This window comes from Sphingomonas paludis, assembly GCF_053502515.1.
Window position 1 is genome coordinate 1,912,647 of sequence record NZ_CP187558.1, and the last position, 16,493, is coordinate 1,929,139.

The 16,493-nt window shown below is 65.8% G+C and carries 15 protein-coding genes; 5 read left to right on the plus strand and 10 right to left on the minus strand.

Annotation, left to right across the window (positions count from 1 at the left end; genetic code table 11):
• Positions 1–88 precede the first annotated feature (88 nt).
• The 8 genes from eda to ACPVPU_RS09320 form a co-directional block, all read right to left on the minus strand.
• On the minus strand, positions 89–700 hold the full coding sequence (gene eda, locus ACPVPU_RS09285) for a bifunctional 4-hydroxy-2-oxoglutarate aldolase/2-dehydro-3-deoxy-phosphogluconate aldolase (protein WP_448657649.1): 612 nt from the start codon (positions 698–700) through the stop codon (positions 89–91).
• Positions 697–1,671, minus strand: a complete 975-nt coding sequence (glk, locus tag ACPVPU_RS09290; RefSeq protein ID WP_448657651.1) for a glucokinase — start codon at positions 1,669–1,671, stop codon at positions 697–699. The genes eda and glk overlap by 4 nt, the downstream gene beginning before the upstream one ends.
• Positions 1,672–1,693: 22 nt before the next feature.
• Positions 1,694–3,514 carry a phosphogluconate dehydratase gene (gene edd, locus ACPVPU_RS09295; RefSeq protein ID WP_448657653.1) on the minus strand — a complete coding sequence of 607 codons (1,821 nt, stop codon included), beginning with the start codon at positions 3,512–3,514 and terminating at the stop codon, positions 1,694–1,696.
• A 109-nt stretch (positions 3,515–3,623) separates the two neighbouring features.
• Positions 3,624–4,331: a 6-phosphogluconolactonase gene (gene pgl / locus ACPVPU_RS09300; protein ID WP_448657655.1), complete on the minus strand. Its 708-nt coding sequence runs from the start codon at positions 4,329–4,331 to the stop codon at positions 3,624–3,626.
• Positions 4,332–4,379: 48 nt separating this feature from the next.
• Positions 4,380–5,831 carry a glucose-6-phosphate dehydrogenase gene (zwf, locus tag ACPVPU_RS09305; RefSeq protein WP_448657657.1) on the minus strand — a complete coding sequence of 484 codons (1,452 nt, stop codon included), beginning with the start codon at positions 5,829–5,831 and terminating at the stop codon, positions 4,380–4,382.
• A 101-nt stretch (positions 5,832–5,932) separates the two neighbouring features.
• Complete coding sequence (gene argC / locus ACPVPU_RS09310; protein WP_448657659.1) at positions 5,933–6,859, minus strand: N-acetyl-gamma-glutamyl-phosphate reductase; 927 nt, start codon at positions 6,857–6,859, stop codon at positions 5,933–5,935.
• The gene (locus ACPVPU_RS09315) at positions 6,859–7,461 is read right to left on the minus strand and encodes a hypothetical protein (protein ID WP_448660480.1); all 603 of its coding nucleotides are present in this window, start codon (positions 7,459–7,461) and stop codon (positions 6,859–6,861) included. The genes argC and ACPVPU_RS09315 overlap by 1 nt, the downstream gene beginning before the upstream one ends.
• Before the next feature lie 73 nt (positions 7,462–7,534).
• Complete coding sequence (locus ACPVPU_RS09320) at positions 7,535–7,921, minus strand: MarR family transcriptional regulator (protein ID WP_448657661.1); 387 nt, start codon at positions 7,919–7,921, stop codon at positions 7,535–7,537.
• 207 nt (positions 7,922–8,128) lie between these two features.
• On the opposite strand from ACPVPU_RS09320, the gene secG reads away from it, so the two are divergent.
• Complete coding sequence (secG, locus tag ACPVPU_RS09325; protein ID WP_448660481.1) at positions 8,129–8,485, plus strand: preprotein translocase subunit SecG; 357 nt, start codon at positions 8,129–8,131, stop codon at positions 8,483–8,485.
• Between the two features lie 106 nt (positions 8,486–8,591).
• Entirely contained in the window at positions 8,592–10,223 is a 1,632-nt protein-coding gene (locus ACPVPU_RS09330; RefSeq protein ID WP_448657663.1) for a CTP synthase, read from the plus strand.
• Positions 10,224–10,336: 113 nt separating this feature from the next.
• Here ACPVPU_RS09330 and ACPVPU_RS09335 read toward each other — a convergent pair whose 3' ends face one another.
• A complete protein-coding gene (locus ACPVPU_RS09335; RefSeq protein WP_448657665.1) occupies positions 10,337–12,820 on the minus strand; it encodes an alkaline phosphatase PhoX in 2,484 nt (827 codons plus the stop codon).
• A gap of 224 nt (positions 12,821–13,044) precedes the next feature.
• Between ACPVPU_RS09335 and ACPVPU_RS09340 the strand changes: the two genes are divergently transcribed.
• The 3 genes from ACPVPU_RS09340 to ACPVPU_RS09350 are packed head-to-tail and all read left to right on the plus strand — an operon-like array spanning position 13,045 to position 14,434.
• The gene (locus ACPVPU_RS09340) at positions 13,045–13,578 is read left to right on the plus strand and encodes a hypothetical protein (protein WP_448657667.1); all 534 of its coding nucleotides are present in this window, start codon (positions 13,045–13,047) and stop codon (positions 13,576–13,578) included.
• On the plus strand, positions 13,575–14,036 hold the full coding sequence (locus ACPVPU_RS09345) for a hypothetical protein (protein ID WP_448657669.1): 462 nt from the start codon (positions 13,575–13,577) through the stop codon (positions 14,034–14,036). The genes ACPVPU_RS09340 and ACPVPU_RS09345 overlap by 4 nt, the downstream gene beginning before the upstream one ends.
• Positions 14,033–14,434 carry a hypothetical protein gene (locus ACPVPU_RS09350; protein WP_448657671.1) on the plus strand — a complete coding sequence of 134 codons (402 nt, stop codon included), beginning with the start codon at positions 14,033–14,035 and terminating at the stop codon, positions 14,432–14,434. Before ACPVPU_RS09345 ends, ACPVPU_RS09350 begins: the two co-directional genes overlap by 4 nt.
• Here the strand turns inward: ACPVPU_RS09350 and gspD are convergent.
• Positions 14,428–16,491: a type II secretion system secretin GspD gene (gene gspD / locus ACPVPU_RS09355; protein WP_448657672.1), complete on the minus strand. Its 2,064-nt coding sequence runs from the start codon at positions 16,489–16,491 to the stop codon at positions 14,428–14,430. The genes ACPVPU_RS09350 and gspD overlap by 7 nt on opposite strands.
• Positions 16,492–16,493: the final 2 nt, after the last annotated feature.

Sequence of the window (16,493 nt, forward strand, 5' to 3'; positions counted from 1 at the left end):
GGGGCAGGGCAGCAGGACATTGCGGGGATCGCGCAGGCGATGCCGTGCGGAATCGGTATCGCGTACGCCGAGGGCACGATAAGGGCGATCAGCGGCCCAAGTTGGCGGCTTCGCGGGCCAGTGCCTCGACCTCTGCCATCGACGCACCCTTAGCCGTCACCCAGCTGCCACCGACACACTGGACGGGGCCGAACGCCAGCCATTCGGGTGCGGTCGCCGCGCTGATCCCGCCGGTGGGACAGAACTGCGCTTCGTAAAACGGGGCCGCCAGCGCCTTCAGCGCCTTCAGGCCGCCGCTCGTCTCGGCCGGGAAGAATTTGAAATGGCGCAGGCCCAGGTCATAGCCGCGCATGATGTCGCCTGCCGTGGCGATACCGGGCAGGAACGGGACGCCCGATGCGATGATCGGATCGGCCAACCGTTCGGTGAGGCCGGGCGACACGATGAACTCGCCGCCCGCATCCATCACCTGCGCGAACTGCTCGGGCGAAACGACGGTGCCGGCGCCGACGATCGCCCCTTCGACCTTCTTCATCTCGGCAATGGCTTCCAGCGCCGCGCCAGTGCGCAGCGTGACTTCCAGCACGCGCAGGCCGCCCTTGACCAGCGCCTCGGCCAGCGGGCGGGCCGTCGCCGCATCCTCGATGACCAGCACGGGAATGACCGGGCTGGTTCGCATGATCGCTTCGATACCGTTCATCGCGTGTGCTCCTGCGCATAGGCGGCAGCCGCGCCGTACAGGCCGGGCTGGGGGTGGGTGATGATCTTGACCGGAATGGACTTCATCAGCGTGGTAAATCGGCCCTTGGCGGTGAACCGCTGTTCGAACCCGGATTCCAGCAGCTTGTCCTTGAGCCGCAGGCCAAGGCCGCCCGCGATCACGACGCCCCGCGGGCCATGCGCCAGTGCCAGATCCCCGGCAATGGCACCCAGCGCCAAGCAGAACCGGTCCAGCGCCGCGACCGCCAGGCTGTCCGAACCCTCAAGCGCCATGGTCCAGATCGTCTTGTCGTCGCGGCTCGCGACCGCCAGATGCTCCAGATCGGCCAGCGTTTCGTAGATGCTGACAATGCCCGGCCCCGACGCCACGCGTTCGGTGGATACGCGGGTAAAGCTCTTGCGAAGTCGCTTGACGATCGCATCCTCGATCCCGTCCAGCGGCGCGAAATCGACATGGCCGCCTTCGGTTTCGATGACGTGATAATGGCCGTCCTTGCCGGTGCGGAACACCTGGGCCACGCCCAGTCCTGTGCCTGGACCGCACACCGTGATCGATCCGCGATCGGGCAGGGCAACGTCCGGCCCGCACAGATGAACCAGCTGATCGTCGCTGACCTGCGCCACGGCGTGACCGATGGCCCCGAAATCGTTGATCAATGACCAGCTGTCCACCTGCAGCCGCTCGTTGATCAGCTGGGGGCGGATGATCCACGGATTGTTGGTCAGCTTGATCAGGTCGGAATTGATCGGGCTGGCGACGGCGATCGCGGCGGCGCGGGGCAGCGGCCGGCCGATCTCGCGCCCGAAATGCTGCCAGGCGAGTTGAAGGCTGCCATGCTCAGCCGTCTTCAGCGTGATCGGCTGGCCAAGCGACTGGACCTTGCCTTCATCCACCTCCGCGATGGCAAAGCGGGCATGGGTGCCCCCGATATCGACGGTCACGATTTCCATGAATTTATCCCCTCCTGTACGCTTACAGGCCTGCCGCGGCCAGAATGGCCGACGCGCCCTTTTCGGCTTCGTCTGCCTGGCGCAGCATGGCGAACAGTTCGCGTCCGGTGCCCAATGGCGGCGGCGGCGCTTCGGCTATGGGGCGCGCTGCCCATTCCGCCGGATCGACCAGCGCCTCCAGCACCCCTGCTTCGGCGTCCAGCCGCACGATATCCCCATCCCTGATCTTGCCGATCGGGCCGCCGCCCAGTGCCTCGGGCGAAAGGTGGATGGCGGCGGGCACCTTGCCGGATGCGCCGGACATGCGCCCGTCGGTCACCAGCGCGACGCGAAATCCGCGATTCTGGAGGACGCTCAGCGGCGGGGTCAGCTTGTGCAACTCCGGCATGCCATTCGCCCGCGGCCCCTGAAACCGCATGACAACGACGACATCGCGATCCAGCTCGCCGGCCTTGAACGCGGCCTGCACGGCAGCCTGGTCGCTGAACACCAGCGCCGGAGCTTCGATCACCCAGCGGTCGCGTTCGACGGCGGACACCTTGATGCATGCCCGGCCCAGATTGCCGGACAGGATGCGAAAGCCGCCTTCCGGGGAGAACGGGACATCGATGGTGCGAACGATACTGTCATCACCGCTCTGGTCGGGATGGTCGTGCCAGACCAGCGCCTCCGCATCGATTGCCGGCTTGCGGGCATAGGCTGCCATGCCCTCTTTGGCGATGGTCAGCGTGTCCGCATGCATCAGGCCGCCGCGCAGCAATTCGCGGATGACGAAGCTCGGCCCGCCGGCATCCTCGAACCCGTTCACATCCGCAGACCCATTCGGGTAAACGCGCGCCAGCAGCGGCACGACCTTGGACAGCCGGTCGAAATCCTCCCAGTCGATCACGATGCCCGCGGCCCGCGCGATTGCGGGCAGGTGGATCAAGTGGTTGGTCGATCCGCCAGTGGCGAGCAGGGCGATTGCCGCATTGACGATGGCGCGCTCGTCCACCACTTCGGCAATAGGCCGATAATCGTCGCCGTCCCATCCGATCTCCGCCAACCGATGCACGGCAGCGCGGGTCAGTTCCTGGCGCAATCTGGTCCCCGGATTGGCAAAGGCCGCGGCGGGGACATGCAGGCCCATCGCCTCCATCATCATCTGATTGCTGTTGGCGGTGCCGTAGAATGTGCACGTCCCCTTGGAATGATAGGCCGCGATCTCGGCCTCCATCAGTTCCTCCCGGTCTGCCTTTCCTTCGGCATAGAGTTCGCGGACCCGCGCCTTTTCCTTGTTGCTGATGCCGGTGCGCATCGGTCCGCCCGGGATCATCACCATGGGCAGATGACCGAAGCGCAGTGCCCCCATCAACAGCCCCGGCACGATCTTGTCGCAGATGCCGAGCAGGGCTGCCCCCTCAAAGGTGCGGTGGGACAGGGCGACGGCGGTGGAAAGGGCAATGGTGTCGCGGCTGAACAGCGACAGCTCCATGCCCTGATACCCCTGCGTCACGCCGTCGCACATCGCGGGCACGCCACCCGCAACCTGAGCCGTTGCGCCGGCTTCGATTGCCCAGATCTTCATCTGTTCGGGGTAGCGATAATAGACCGCATGCGCCGACAGCATGTCGTTATATGCCGTGACGATGCCGATGTTCATCCGATTGGCGGGGCGCATGGCATCGCGCTGTTCATCCGTTCCGGCATAGGCGTGAGCGAGATTCGCGCAGCCCAGCTTGGCCCGGTCGGCACCGGAATCGCGCTCGCGTCGGGTCAGCGCCAGATAGGCCTCGCGGCCAGGCCGGCTGCGTTCGATCACGCGATCGGTGACGGCGGCAATCTCGGGATGAAGCTTGGTCATGTCGGTCTTCCTTTTCCCGTTCGGTCAGTGCCGGAGGACGTCGTCTGCACCCGGGCGGGATGCTGCAGTTCGGCGGCGAATTCGGAGCGAACGGTGTCTGTCGTGCGGCTTACGCTCCCCAATGGATGTCGACCGGCAGATCGACCTCGGCCAGCAGCCGCCCGATGGGATAGGGCGAGCCCGCCCCCTGTTCGATGGCGCGTTCCAGCACGTCCTTTTTCTCGTCGCCCGTGATCGCGATGATCAGCGACTTGGACGATGCGATTGCAGCGGCCGACAGGGTTACGCGCGCCACGGGTGCCTCCGGCGGCAGCGGGTCGGGCATGACGCCAAGCGCGCGGCGCTCCTTCGGTCCGGTCAGCGCTTCATTCAGGTCCGGCCCGGGAAAGATCGACGCGGTATGCCCATCGGCGCCCATGCCAAGCACCACCAGGTCGAGCGGCCAGTGCAGGTCCTGAAGCCGCGCATCGGCGGCGCGGCCACACGCCTTGTAATCCTCCGCTTTCTCGCTGGTGATCGGGATCACCCGCGCGCCCAGCGGCAGGAACGTGCGCGCGATCATGGTGACGTTGGACAGCGCATCGCCCATCGGGACGATCCGGTCGTCGGTCGGGACGATCGTGACGCGTTTCCAGTCGAGCTTGGTCTTGGCCAGCTTGTCATAGGCAGCCTGGGGCGTCCGGCCGCCAGCCAGCGCGATCACCGCACTGCCGCGCGCATCGAGGGCGCTTTCGATCACGAACCCGATATCGCCCGCCAGCGCGTCGGCGAATTCCGATTTCTCTTCATAATCCCACCATTCGATTTCATCGGCCATGGTCGGGTACTCCTTGTTGTTCAATCATTGGACGCCGATCCCGGACGATCATTCGTTCCAGGTCACATCATCCTTTTCGGTCAACGCGATCGCGGCGTTCGGACCCCAGCTGCCAGAGGCATAGGGTTTTGGGCGGACCCCCTGATCCGACCATCCCTTGCGGATCGCGTCGATCCAGACCCATTGCGCCTCTACCTCGTCCCGGCGGACGAACAGGGTCGGATCGCCCTCGATCAGGTCGAGCAACAGCCTTTCATAGGCAATGCGGCGGCGGGTGCCGGCAAAGGCTGTGGTCAGCGATAGATCGAGCGGGACTTCCCGCAGGCGCACGCCGTCACGGTCCAGGCCCGGCTCCTTGGCCATGACCAGCAACCGGACATATTCCTCTGGCTGCAACCGGATGACGAGCGTGTTCGGTTGAAGCGCGCCGCCGCGTTCGGAAAAGATCGAATGCGGGACCGGCTTGAACTGCACGACGATTTCGCTGCGCCGCTCCGCCATCCGCTTGCCGCTGCGAAGGTAGAAGGGCACGCCCTGCCACCGCCAGTTGTCGACATGCGCCTTGATCGCGACGAAGGTTTCGGTCGTACTGGGCCTGCCCAGTTCATTTTCGTAGCTGTCGACGATGGTCGAGCCAACCACGCCAGGGCCATATTGGCCGGTGACGGTCAGCTTGTCGGCGTCGGTGATGGGACGCAGCGACCGCAGAACCTTGACCTTTTCGTCGCGGATCGCCGTTCCGTCGAACCGCGAGGGCGGTTCCATGGCGATCAGCGCCAGCAGCTGGAGCATGTGATTCTGCACCATGTCCCGCAGCGCGCCGGACCCGTCATAATAGCCGGCCCGCCCCTCCAGCCCCACGGTTTCGCTGACTGTGATCTGGACATGGTCGATGCCGCGCGCGTTCCAGCTCGGCTCGAACAGGGCGTTGCCGAAGCGCAGAGCCAGGATGTTCTGGACCGTTTCCTTGCCCAGATAGTGGTCGATGCGGAACGTGCGCTCCTCCGGAAAGGCGGAGGCGACGATATCGTTGATCTCGCGGCTGGTTTCGAGGTCGATGCCCAGCGGCTTTTCCAGACTGATCCGGACATTGCTGCCCGTCAGCCCCGCAGATTGCAGCCCGTGGATCGTCGGTCCGAACAGCGACGGAGCGGTGGACAGGAAAATGGATAGCCCGCCGGATATGTCGCCCAGCTTTTCAGCCAGCGCATCGAACCCCTCAAGCGTCGATGCATCCAGCGGCTGATAATGCAGCCGGGCCAGAAACGCATCGGTGACGGCCGCATCTTTGCGGTCGTCCGGCAGGAACTGGTCCAGCGCCTTTGCGGCGAAATCTCGGAAACCGGCATCGTCCATCGCCGAGCGGGCCGTGCCCGTAATGGTCAGCCCGTCCGGAAGCAGCCCATCGGCATGAAGGCCGTGAAGCGAGGGCAGCAGCATCCGTTGCGACAGATCGCCGGTCGCTCCGAACAGCAGCAGCTTTCCAAACGGCTCGCCCATGTCATCCCCTCGACGGATTGTACCCTGTTGCGCCTAGCAAGGCTTGGCCGCCCCGCGAAGCGCGAACCGGGTATTTTTTCGTATGCGGGCGCCGATTGGGCCTAAATCGCTAGTCCGGCGAGCGGATCGCACCCCGCCATCAGGTTCAGGTTCTGAACCGCCGCGCCCGCCGCGCCCTTGCCCAGATTGTCGAGCGTTGCCACCAGCCGCACCTGGCCGCGGTCGTTGCCGAACACCCGCAAGGTCATCCGGTCGCTGCCGGCATTTTCCTCGATATTCAGTTCCGGCTCGGTCGCATCGGCCACGGTGATCAAAGACGACGCCTGATAAGCCTCCTTCAGAATCGCGGTGATCCCCGTTGGGGTTGCACTGCGCGGCAGCAGCGGCAGGGCCAGCGGCACTTCCAGCAGCATCCCGCGATAGGTGTTGGCGACGGCAGGCTGGAACACTGGAGGATGCTCCATGCGCGAATGCTTCTGCATCTCGGGCAAATGCTTGTGCGCCAGCGCCAGGCCATAGGCACGGTAGCCGGTGGTGGGGCTGCCGCCTTCAAACGCCTCGATCATGGCGCGTCCGCCGCCGGAATATCCCGATGCACCGCCCGCCGACAGCATCCAATTCGCCGGGATCAGGCCGGAACGGACCAGCGGGCGGACCAGCGCCAGATAGGCCGTCGGCCAGCAACCGGGATTGCTGACTCGAGCGGCATCGGCGATGGCAGCCGCCTGGGTGGGTTCAAGTTCGGCAAAGCCATAGGTCCAGCCATCGGCAACACGGTGCGCCGTCGAGGCATCGATGATCCGGGTCGTGGGATTCGTCACCAGCGATACTGCCTCGACCGCTGCGTCGTCCGGCAGGCAGAGGATGACATAATCGGCATCGTTCAATGCCTGCGACCGCTTGGCCGCGTCCTTGCGGTCGGCATCATTTAACAGGATCAGATTGAATTCGGATCGTCCGGCAAGACGCTCGCGGATTTCCAACCCGGTGGTGCCAGCCGCGCCGTCGATGAAGACATGGCCGGACATCAATAGAACCGCCGACCGATGGCGCCGGGATGCGCGGCAAGCCATGCATTCAGAGCCTGTGCAACGACCCCGGCATCCGGATCGACGGCGGCTACCTGGTCAGGGGCAATCAGCATCGCGGTCTTGCCTGAACAGAACAGGGCATCGCCCAGGCGCAGGGAGGACAAATCGACGGGAAGCCCCTGTTCCTGCTGCAGATCGGCAAAGCGAGCAATCGTCGGGGCGATTCCGACATGGACAGCGTAGATAAAGCCATCGGCGTCCACCGCGGCAGGGGTACGACCGCCCGTCCGATACGGCGTGCCGATCATGGCCCTTGCACGCTCCACCGGGTCGCCGGTGGAAGCCGTCGGAGTTTGGACTGCACCGTCGGGTTGCAGTGCGATTGCAGCGGCATCGATGAAACCGACAGAGCCGTCCTGCGCACAGCCCCAGGCGCGGCCAGCGGTTTGCTCAAGCACGTCGAAGGTTTCGCCCGCGACGATTTCGGACAAGGGGTGGCCGTCCATCGACGGCTCGGCCCATAAGGGCGCAGGTGAAACGACGACATGCGGCAGGGCGCGCGCATAATGAGGCGCAAAGATACTGCCCGCCAGTCGCATGTCCACCAAGTCCCGCCGCGCGGGCGTGGTGCGGGGGTCGAATCGGCGGGAAGTCCCGTTCAGGTGAAAGCGATCAGCCGGCTGCGCGTCGCCGACGATCTTGCTCCTGTCTGACTGGACCGAGCAATTGTCCGAATTCGTCAAGAAATGCTGCCCCTTCCTCGGTGCACGCGACAAAGATATTCCGCTTGTCGCTATCGTCGCGCTGGCGGCGCAGATAGCCGAGCGCCCCCAGTCGATTCAAGGCGCGAGTGATCACCGGCTTAGACACGTTCAGGCTGCGCGCAAGCCCCCGCACGGTATGCGGCCCATCCTCCAGATGGACGATCATCAACAGCGCCATCTGGCGATTGGTCAGGTCCGGGCGACCGGATCGGACATAATTGATCAGCGCCGTGCACCATTCGCCGAGGGGATTGTCACGATCGTCGGATCGGGACTTCAGAATGAAATCAGCCATTTGCTACACCATTACTGGCCCGGTGGGGCATAAGAGGAACGCAACTGTAACGTCCCGTCGCGCCCGACGGTTCCGCTGCCATTTCCATTGCTGCATTCGTCGGACCCCCGAGTGACCAGTCAGGTCCGGCGGGACGGTTGATTGCCATGCCCGGCTGGCCTATGTGCGCGCCTTGCCAAGTTGCCGGGACGTTTGCGAACCATCATGCTGTTTACCTTTCTTCTTGTCGTTCACGCCATCATCGCGGCCCTGCTGGTGACGGTTATCCTGATGCAGCGGTCCGAAGGCGGCGGCCTGACCACCGGCGGCAGCCCGGCCGGATTGATGTCGGCGCGTGGCGCCGCGGATTTCCTGACCCGCTCTACCTCGGTGCTGGCGGTGCTGTTCATCGGCATGGCCATTGTGCTGGCGGTACTGGCAGCCATGCGCGGCAACGACCGTATCGACCCGTCGCTGGCGCGGGACATCGCACCGGTAACGGCGCCTGCGCCCGCCGCAGCGCCCGCAGATGCGATGGGCAATGCCGCCACCGGCACCGAGGATTCGGTTCCCCTGCAGCAGTAATTGCTGCCCAAGGCGGGCCATTTCGCGCTTGCCCCCCGGTTTTTTTGCATCGTCCGGATTCGGGCGCTTGCTCTTGTTCGTTCCAAAGGACTAGGCGTTACCCCCCATGGCGCGGTATATTTTCATCACCGGCGGCGTGGTCTCGTCGCTCGGCAAAGGTCTGATGGCAGCCAGCCTGGCGGCACTGCTCCAGGCGCGTGGCTACCGGGTGCGGATCCGCAAGTTCGATCCCTATCTGAACGTCGATCCAGGCACGATGAGCCCGTATCAGCACGGCGAAGTTTATGTCACTGACGACGGCGCGGAAACCGACCTGGATCTGGGCCATTACGAGCGCTTCACCGGCGTGTCGGCGCGCCAGTCGGACAATGTGACGTCGGGCCGGATCTACAAGACCATCATCGAGCGCGAGCGGCGCGGCGATTATCTGGGCGCTACGGTGCAGGTCATTCCGCACGTGACCGACGCAATCAAGGCGTTTGCCACCGCCGATACCGATGATCTGGATTTCGTGCTGTGCGAGATTGGCGGCACGGTCGGCGATATCGAATCGCTGCCCTTCATCGAGGCGATCCGCCAGCTGAAGAACGACCTGGGCCGCGGTCAGTCGATCAGCGTTCACGTGACGCTGGTGCCCTATATCGCTGCAGCGGGCGAGCTGAAGACCAAGCCGACGCAGCACAGCGTGCGGGAACTGGCGGCGCTTGGCGTTCAGCCCGACGTGCTGGTCTGTCGGTGCGAAAAGCCGCTGCCCGACAGCGACCGGGGCAAGATCGCCCTGTTCTGCAACGTCCGCAAGGAAGCCGTGATCCCGGCGCTGGACGCGCGCAGCATCTATGCCGTGCCGCTGCAATATCATGCCGAGGGTCTGGATGACGAAGTGCTTCGCGCCTTTGGCATCGAGCCAGGGGCGAAGCCGGACCTGAGCCGCTGGAGCGGCATCATGGAGCGGCTGGACAATCCCGAAGGCGAGGTGACGATCGGCGTCGTCGGCAAATATGTCGGCCTGCCCGATGCGTATAAATCGCTGCAGGAAGCGCTGGTCCATGGCGGCATCGCCAACCGGGTGAAGGTGCATGTCCGCTGGCTGGACGCCGAATTGTTCGAGCAGGAAGAAGAGGTGATCGCCGCGCACCTGGAGCCGATGCACGGCATTCTGGTGCCCGGAGGCTTTGGCGAGCGCGGGAGCGAGGGCAAGATCGCGTCGGTCCGCTTTGCGCGGGAACGCAACGTGCCGTTCCTGGGCATCTGTCTGGGGATGCAGATGGCCTGCATCCAGGCCGCGCGCGACCAGGGCATTTCCGATGCCTCGACGACCGAGTTCGGGGAAACGCACGAACCCGTGGTCGGGCTGATCTCGGAATGGATGACCGAAAAGGGGCTGGAACGGCGGGAAGCCGGAGGCGACCTTGGCGGGACGATGCGGCTGGGCGCCTATCCGGCTGCGCTGGCGGGGAACAGTGTCGTCCGTTCGATCTATGGCGATGCGGAAATTTCCGAGCGGCACCGCCATCGGTACGAAGTGAACACGGGGTACCGGGAAGTGCTGGAGCGGGACGGACTGGTCTTTTCGGGCATGTCACCCGACGGAACGCTGCCCGAAATCGTCGAGCGGCCCGACCATCCCTGGTTCGTCGGCGTCCAGTTCCATCCGGAGCTGAAGTCCAAGCCCTTTGACCCGCATCCCTTGTTTGCAGGGTTCATCGGTGCGGCGGTGAAGCACTCCCGTCTGGTCTGACACTGTCCGCGTGCCAGTCGTTCGGCAACCGCTGGCCTGAATGCAATCGCAATCAAAAAAGGGGGGAGGCGACCCGTTCGCCTCCCCCCATTATTTCGTGGTATCGCCAGCGATCAGAGGCCGACGACCCCACCGTCATTCTTGGTGATCACCACCGTCGCCGAACGCGGACGGCTGCCTGCTGCCGGGCCGGTCTGGCTGGCCGGCCAGTTGCTGGTGATGTTGGCAACGCTGCCGCCTTCGCCCGGGTGCTGGATGTTGACGAACAGCGTGCGGCCATCCGGCGTCGAGTCGACCCCGGTGATCTCGCATCCGACCGGGCCGACCAGGAAACGGCGCAGCTGCGTGCCCGGGTTGGCGCCGATCCGGGTGACAACGGTCGAGGTGGTGCCGTTGGCGGCGGTGTTGGTGACCGTGCGCGTGCCGCCGTCACCGACGCGGCCCGGCATGCCGACCAGCATCTGGTTGTTGGTGACGTCAGTGAACGCGCCGTCATCGGTCTGCAGCCACAACAGCGGCGTCACCTGGCCAGAGGCGTTGGTCGGTCGACCGAACCACAGGCCGTCAGGGCTGGAGAAATCATTGTCCGCCGTCAGCCCGGACAGGTTGACGTTGGTGCCGTCCAGGTCCGAACCGGCGCCAAAGGCATAGATGTCCCAGACGAAGCGCGTCGCCTCCGTCGTGTCGCCCTGTTCGCGCAGGCGCAGGATGTGGCCGTTGCGGTTGCCGCGCGCCGTGCTGGGCGCATCGACATAGACGCGCGGGTTGGCGGCATCGACCAGCCGCTGGCTGCCGGACAGCGTATCGCCGGGCACCCGGCGATTGGCGTTGTTGGTCAGCGTCAGGTACATTTCGCCGGTCACCGGGTTGACCGCCGTCCATTCCGGACGGTCCATCGGCGTCGCGCCCTGGGCATCGGCGGCGAGCCGGGCGTGGATCAGCACATCGGCCTGATCCGCAAAGGCATAGGCGGGGTTGGCGGCCGTCACATTGCCCTGACCGAAGACCAGCGGCAGCCATTCTCCGGTGCCGTCGGCATTGAAGCGGGCCACGTAGAGCGTGCCACTGTCCAGATATTTGTCGCCAATGGCCAGCCGGTCGGTTGCCTGGGCGTCCGCCGCGGCCCAGGGGGTGGCGGACACGAACTTGTACACATATTCGTTCTGCGCGTCGCAGCCCTGATACCAGGCGGGACGAACGCCGGGCACGAAATTGCCGGGCCAGGCCCCTTCATGGTTCATCCGGCCAAGCGCGGTGCGCTTGCGCGGGGTCGATGCCGGATCATAGGGATCGATTTCAACTACCCAGCCATATTGGTTCGGTTCGTTGCGATAATCCTGCGTTGCGTCCGCGCCGGAGACGCGGGCATCCCATTTGCGGAAGATGGTGTTGGCGGCATTTGCGGGAACGACGGTCGCCCAGCCATAGTTGCCTGTGCTGCTGGTGACGCCGTACCGGGCAAGGCCGACGACTTCCTTGGGCGAACGCAGCGCATTGTCGGTCGCCGTCGGGCGGCGGAAATAGCCGGCCCAGTTTTCTTCACAGGTCAGGTTGGTGCCCCATGGCGTCACGCCGTTGGCACAGTTGTTGATCGTGCCGCGACCCGCAACGCCGGTCGGCGAAAAGGCGGTGCGCAGCATCGCGCTGCCCCGCGCCGGGCCGTTGATCGCCATCGGGGTATTCGGCGTGATGCGCCGGTTGAACGGGCTGCTCTGAACATAGGACCATGCGCCGCTGGCGGCGCGAGTCACTTCGACGATGCTGACGCCGTGCAGGTCGATTTCGGTCGTGGCTTCGCTTTCCGGGCGAACGCCGCCGGGCGCGGTTGGGCCGTTGGCGTGCAGATATTGTTCGGTGATGTTTTCATGGTTCATCACCAACAACCCGCGCGTGCTGCTGTTGTCGTCGCGCGCGCCCGTTGCGGACAGGCCGTAATAATAGAGCGCGTCGCCGTGATCGCCCGCGCGCTGAGCGAAGTTGGTGTCGGTGCCGTCGTTGCGATAGGCGGGGACGCTGGCCGCCAACGGATCGCCCATGCGGTAGAGGACGGTGGCAGTGTAGCCGGCCGGGACCGTCACCACGTCGTTCCGGTTCTTGGCAATCGCCGAAAAGCCGATGGCGGGCGGGTTGACCGTCACGGTCGTGTCGGCCTGAGAAATCAGGCCACCGGCATTGGTCGCGCTGTAGCGGAAACCGAGCGTGGTGGCCGTCGAAACCGCAGGCGCGATGAAGGTCGCGGTGCCGCTGTTCGCGCCAGTCAGTGCGACGGTCGGGCCGCTGGTCTGGGTAAAGCTCTGCGCCGTCACCTGCGCGCCGCTGGCATTGCCGTTCAGCGTCACCACCCGGCCGCCCGAGGTGGTGCCCGACGATCCGGCGGTCACGCTGAGCGCGGGTTCGCCATTGGTCGTATCCTCATCGCACGCCGCCACGACGCCGCCGCCGAATACGGCCAGCGCAGCGGCATTGACGCCGCCACGCAGGGTCGACCGCCGGGAATAGCGCTGTTCGATCAGGCTGTTCAGCGATACGGCGCTGGACGGATTGGTGTCGATGTCTCCGTCGGTATAGCTGACGGTCGGCAAGGCCATGTCTTCCATTGGATCGGTCCCCCGGGATGCGAATCAAACTGGTGCGGTCGTGCCGCTGGAGCATCCCTTGATCGTGCCATGAGACAGGCTGATGAGCGTTTGGCGACAAACCCAAGACGGTGGTGCGACACAATCGTGACGGCCGGGCTGCTTGTATCGGTGGGCGTGGGGATCGGGGGCTTGCGGGACGCGGCCCCCTTGTCTTGGCCGGTGACACCATTAGGGGCAGCGCGATGGAATCGCCCAGCGAACCTCGGTCGGACACGCGGCAACGCGGCACGCCGCTGATGACGCGGATCCGGGTCGCGGCCGGAGCGCCGTGGCGTCGGCCGGTCCTGCCAGGCGGGCAATGGCCCTTGTGGCTGGCGCTGCTGATGGCCTGGACCATGGTTGCTGTGTGGGCGGGGGGGCGTTGGCTGGAGCGTCAGGTGCGCGCGGACACCGCCCGGGTCGTAGCTACGGGACAGGTCGATCGCTTGCGCCACGCCATCGGGTCTGCCGAGCACCGGACGCTGGCGATGTTCGCAGGAAGGCCGGGTGCGGCCCAGACGATGGACGAACTGGCAATGGCGATCCCGGTCGATGACCGGTTGGTGCAGGCGGGCCAGGATCAGGACAATCGCTTTGTGATCGAGGTGGTGACGGTCGATCCCGCACGGCTGCGCGCCGCGCTGCGTCGGTCGGCCCGCTTTTTCCGGCTGCGGACACAGGCTGAGCGCCGGACCGAGGGGGGGATGCGGGTGACCCTGGCAGGTGTGGTTCAATGACCGGGCGTATTGCAACCCTGATGGCGGCGGCGTTCGCTGCGCTGGTCGCATGGCCAGCGATGGATGCCTGGTTCGACCTAGCCGATGCGCGAACGTCCTTTGCCGCAGCCAAGGCCGATCAGTCGGGGGCGAGGCAACCCTTGCCACCGCTGGCCGAACCGGGGTCGGAACTGCGCGCCATCGACGCCATGGCCGCCCGACGCGCCATCGCCAGCGCGGCGATGGGCCGGGCGCGGGCGGGGGGATTGCTGGTGGAACGGATCGCCCTGGCACGCGGCACGCCCCGGCTGGCGGCGGTGAGACTGAGGCTGTCCGGTTCCGAAGCGGCGGTGATCGCACTGATCGATCATCTCGAACGACAGCGGCCGATGGTCCGGCTGGCTCGGTGGCGGCTGACAGCGGCCGGGGAGGGGACCGTCCGGCTGGATGCTGTGCTCGTGTCGCCATGGCGTCGATGATGCGATTGGGCATCGGCCGTGCCGCGCTGGTGGGACTGGCCCTGGTCCTGCCGCCCCTCATCCTGGCCCTGGCGCGGGGAAGCGAACCCCCGACCGCGGACCGGGCGTTGCCGCCCGTCAGGCCGGGCACGCCGCCGCAGCCGGCAAGCGCATTCCAGCGCAGCCTGTTCGGACAGGCGGACATCGATGTCGGCGTCGAGGATCAGCCAGTGCTTGTCGGCATTTTCGGGCGGATCGGCCGCGATGCGGTGGCGATCGTCCGCAGCAGCGGGGGCGAAACCCGGACGCTTGGCCTGGGCGACAGTGTCGAAGGCTGGCGACTGGAGGCACTGTCGGCGGATGCTGCGTCCTTTCGGCGCGGCAATCGCCAGGTGCGTGTCGCGGTGCCCGGTCAATAGATCCCTTCGAGCTCCAGCGTCAGGCGGGGCGGGGGCCGGTCGATCAGCAGGCTGCGATACTTGCCCAGCCGTTCCTCCTCCTGCCGCAATCGATCCATCCGTTCGCGCGTCACCTGAGCCGCATCGGCCGTATCGCGCAGGATGGTCGGCTTCAGGAAAATGAACAGGGTGCGCTTTTGTTGCGTTTCCCGGCGGCTTTTAAACAATTCGCCGACAATGGGAATGTCGCCCAGCACAGGCACCTTCTGCTGCGTTTCCGACCGGTCGTCGGTGATGAGTCCGCCCAGCACGATCACCTCGCCGTTGTCGGCCAGCACCGTCGTCGAAATCTGACGCCGATTGGTGATCAGGTCGGCGGCAGAGGTGGGCAGGCCGGTCGGCAGCGAAGACGCCTCCTGCACGATTTCCAGCCGCACCGTCTCTCCGGCATTGACGCGGGGCAGGACGCGCAGGGTGATGCCGACATCCTTGCGTTCGATCGTGGTGAACGGGTTTGCCGTGCCGTTTCCGGTCAGGATAGAGCCGGTAATAAACGGCACTTCCTGGCCCGCAATGAACTCGGCCGGGCTGTTGTCCAGCACCGTCACCTGCGGCTTGGAGAGCAGGTTGGCACGGGTCGACTGGCCCAGCGCCTGAACCAGGATGGAGAAGGTGTCGCCCACCGACACATTACCGTTGAACCCGCCCAGCTGCCCAAACAGCGCGGCGGCCGGCACGTCCAGCGCACCCAGGATCTGCCCGAGCGACGGACCGGCGGTGGTGAACGACGTGCCCGCGCCTTCGACCTGATTGAGGACGGCCGCACTCGTGCCCAGCTGAATGCCCAGCGCCTCCGCATCGTCGCCGGTGATTTCGGCGATCGCTGCCTCGATCATCACCTGTGGCCGGCGGACATCCAGTTCGCGGATGACCGTTTCGATGGACGCAATCATCGCCGGGGTTGCCCGAACGACCAGGGCGTTGATCTCCGGCGCAGGCTGAACGGTGATGTCCGGGGTCGAGAACCCTTGCGGCGTCGCTTCGCGCCCGCCATTCACTTCGGACGGCAATTGCAGGGGGGCAGCACCCTGGCCCCCGCCCGCGGCCTGCGCATCCTGATTGGCGGCGATCAGGCCAGCCACCGCTGCACTCGGGCTGTTGCGCGATGTGCCTGCTGCGCCGTTCCGCGATTGCAGGCTGCGCGCAACGGGATTGGTCGCGCCCGTATCGATGCCCAGCACGCCGCGCAGCACTTCTGTCACCGATTCGGCATCGGCATAGCTCAGGCGGAACACTCGGGTTTGCGGTGTCGCGCCGCCCGGGGCATCCAGCGATGCGATCATCCGGCGCGCCTCGTCGACGGCGGACGGCGTGCCGCGCACGATGACGGTGTTGGACCGCGCATCGGCGGCAACGCGGGTCGCCCCGGCACCCTGACCGTCGCCCATCACCCGTTGAATGGCTTCAGCGACGGCCTCTGCGCTGCCGTTGCGCAGCACGATCGCAACAAAGGTCTGGCCGCCGCCGCCGTCCAGCGACCGGACGATCTGCTCGATCCGGCGCACATTGTCGGCATAATCGGTGACCACGATGGCATTGGGGCTGTCGAGCGGTTCGACCGATCCGAATACGGCGATCAGCGGACGGGCGATGCGCGCAGCCTCTGCGGCGGGCACGTTGGACAGGCGGATCATGCGTGTCACCACCTGTTCCCCGCTGGCCGATCGGGTAGGCACGCCGCCATCGCGCACCGCATTGGCTGCGGGCACTACGCGCCAGCCGCTGCCCGAGCGGACCGCCGCGAAACCATTGGCCCGCAACACCGACAGGAACAGTTCCCAGACGCCGTTCGGCGACAGGGGCGCGGCGGAAGTGACCGTCACATTCCCCTTGACCTGCGGGTCCAGGATCAGCGTGCGGCCTGTGATCCGTGACACCTGATCGGCGACCGTGGTGATGTCCACGTCGCGCATGTTGACGACCACATCCGCCGTTTCCGCCGTCTGCGCCAGGATCGGCTGAACGGTCGTGGCGGCCATGGCGGTGGCGAGCAGCAGGGTCCGGATCGAATGGCGCACGG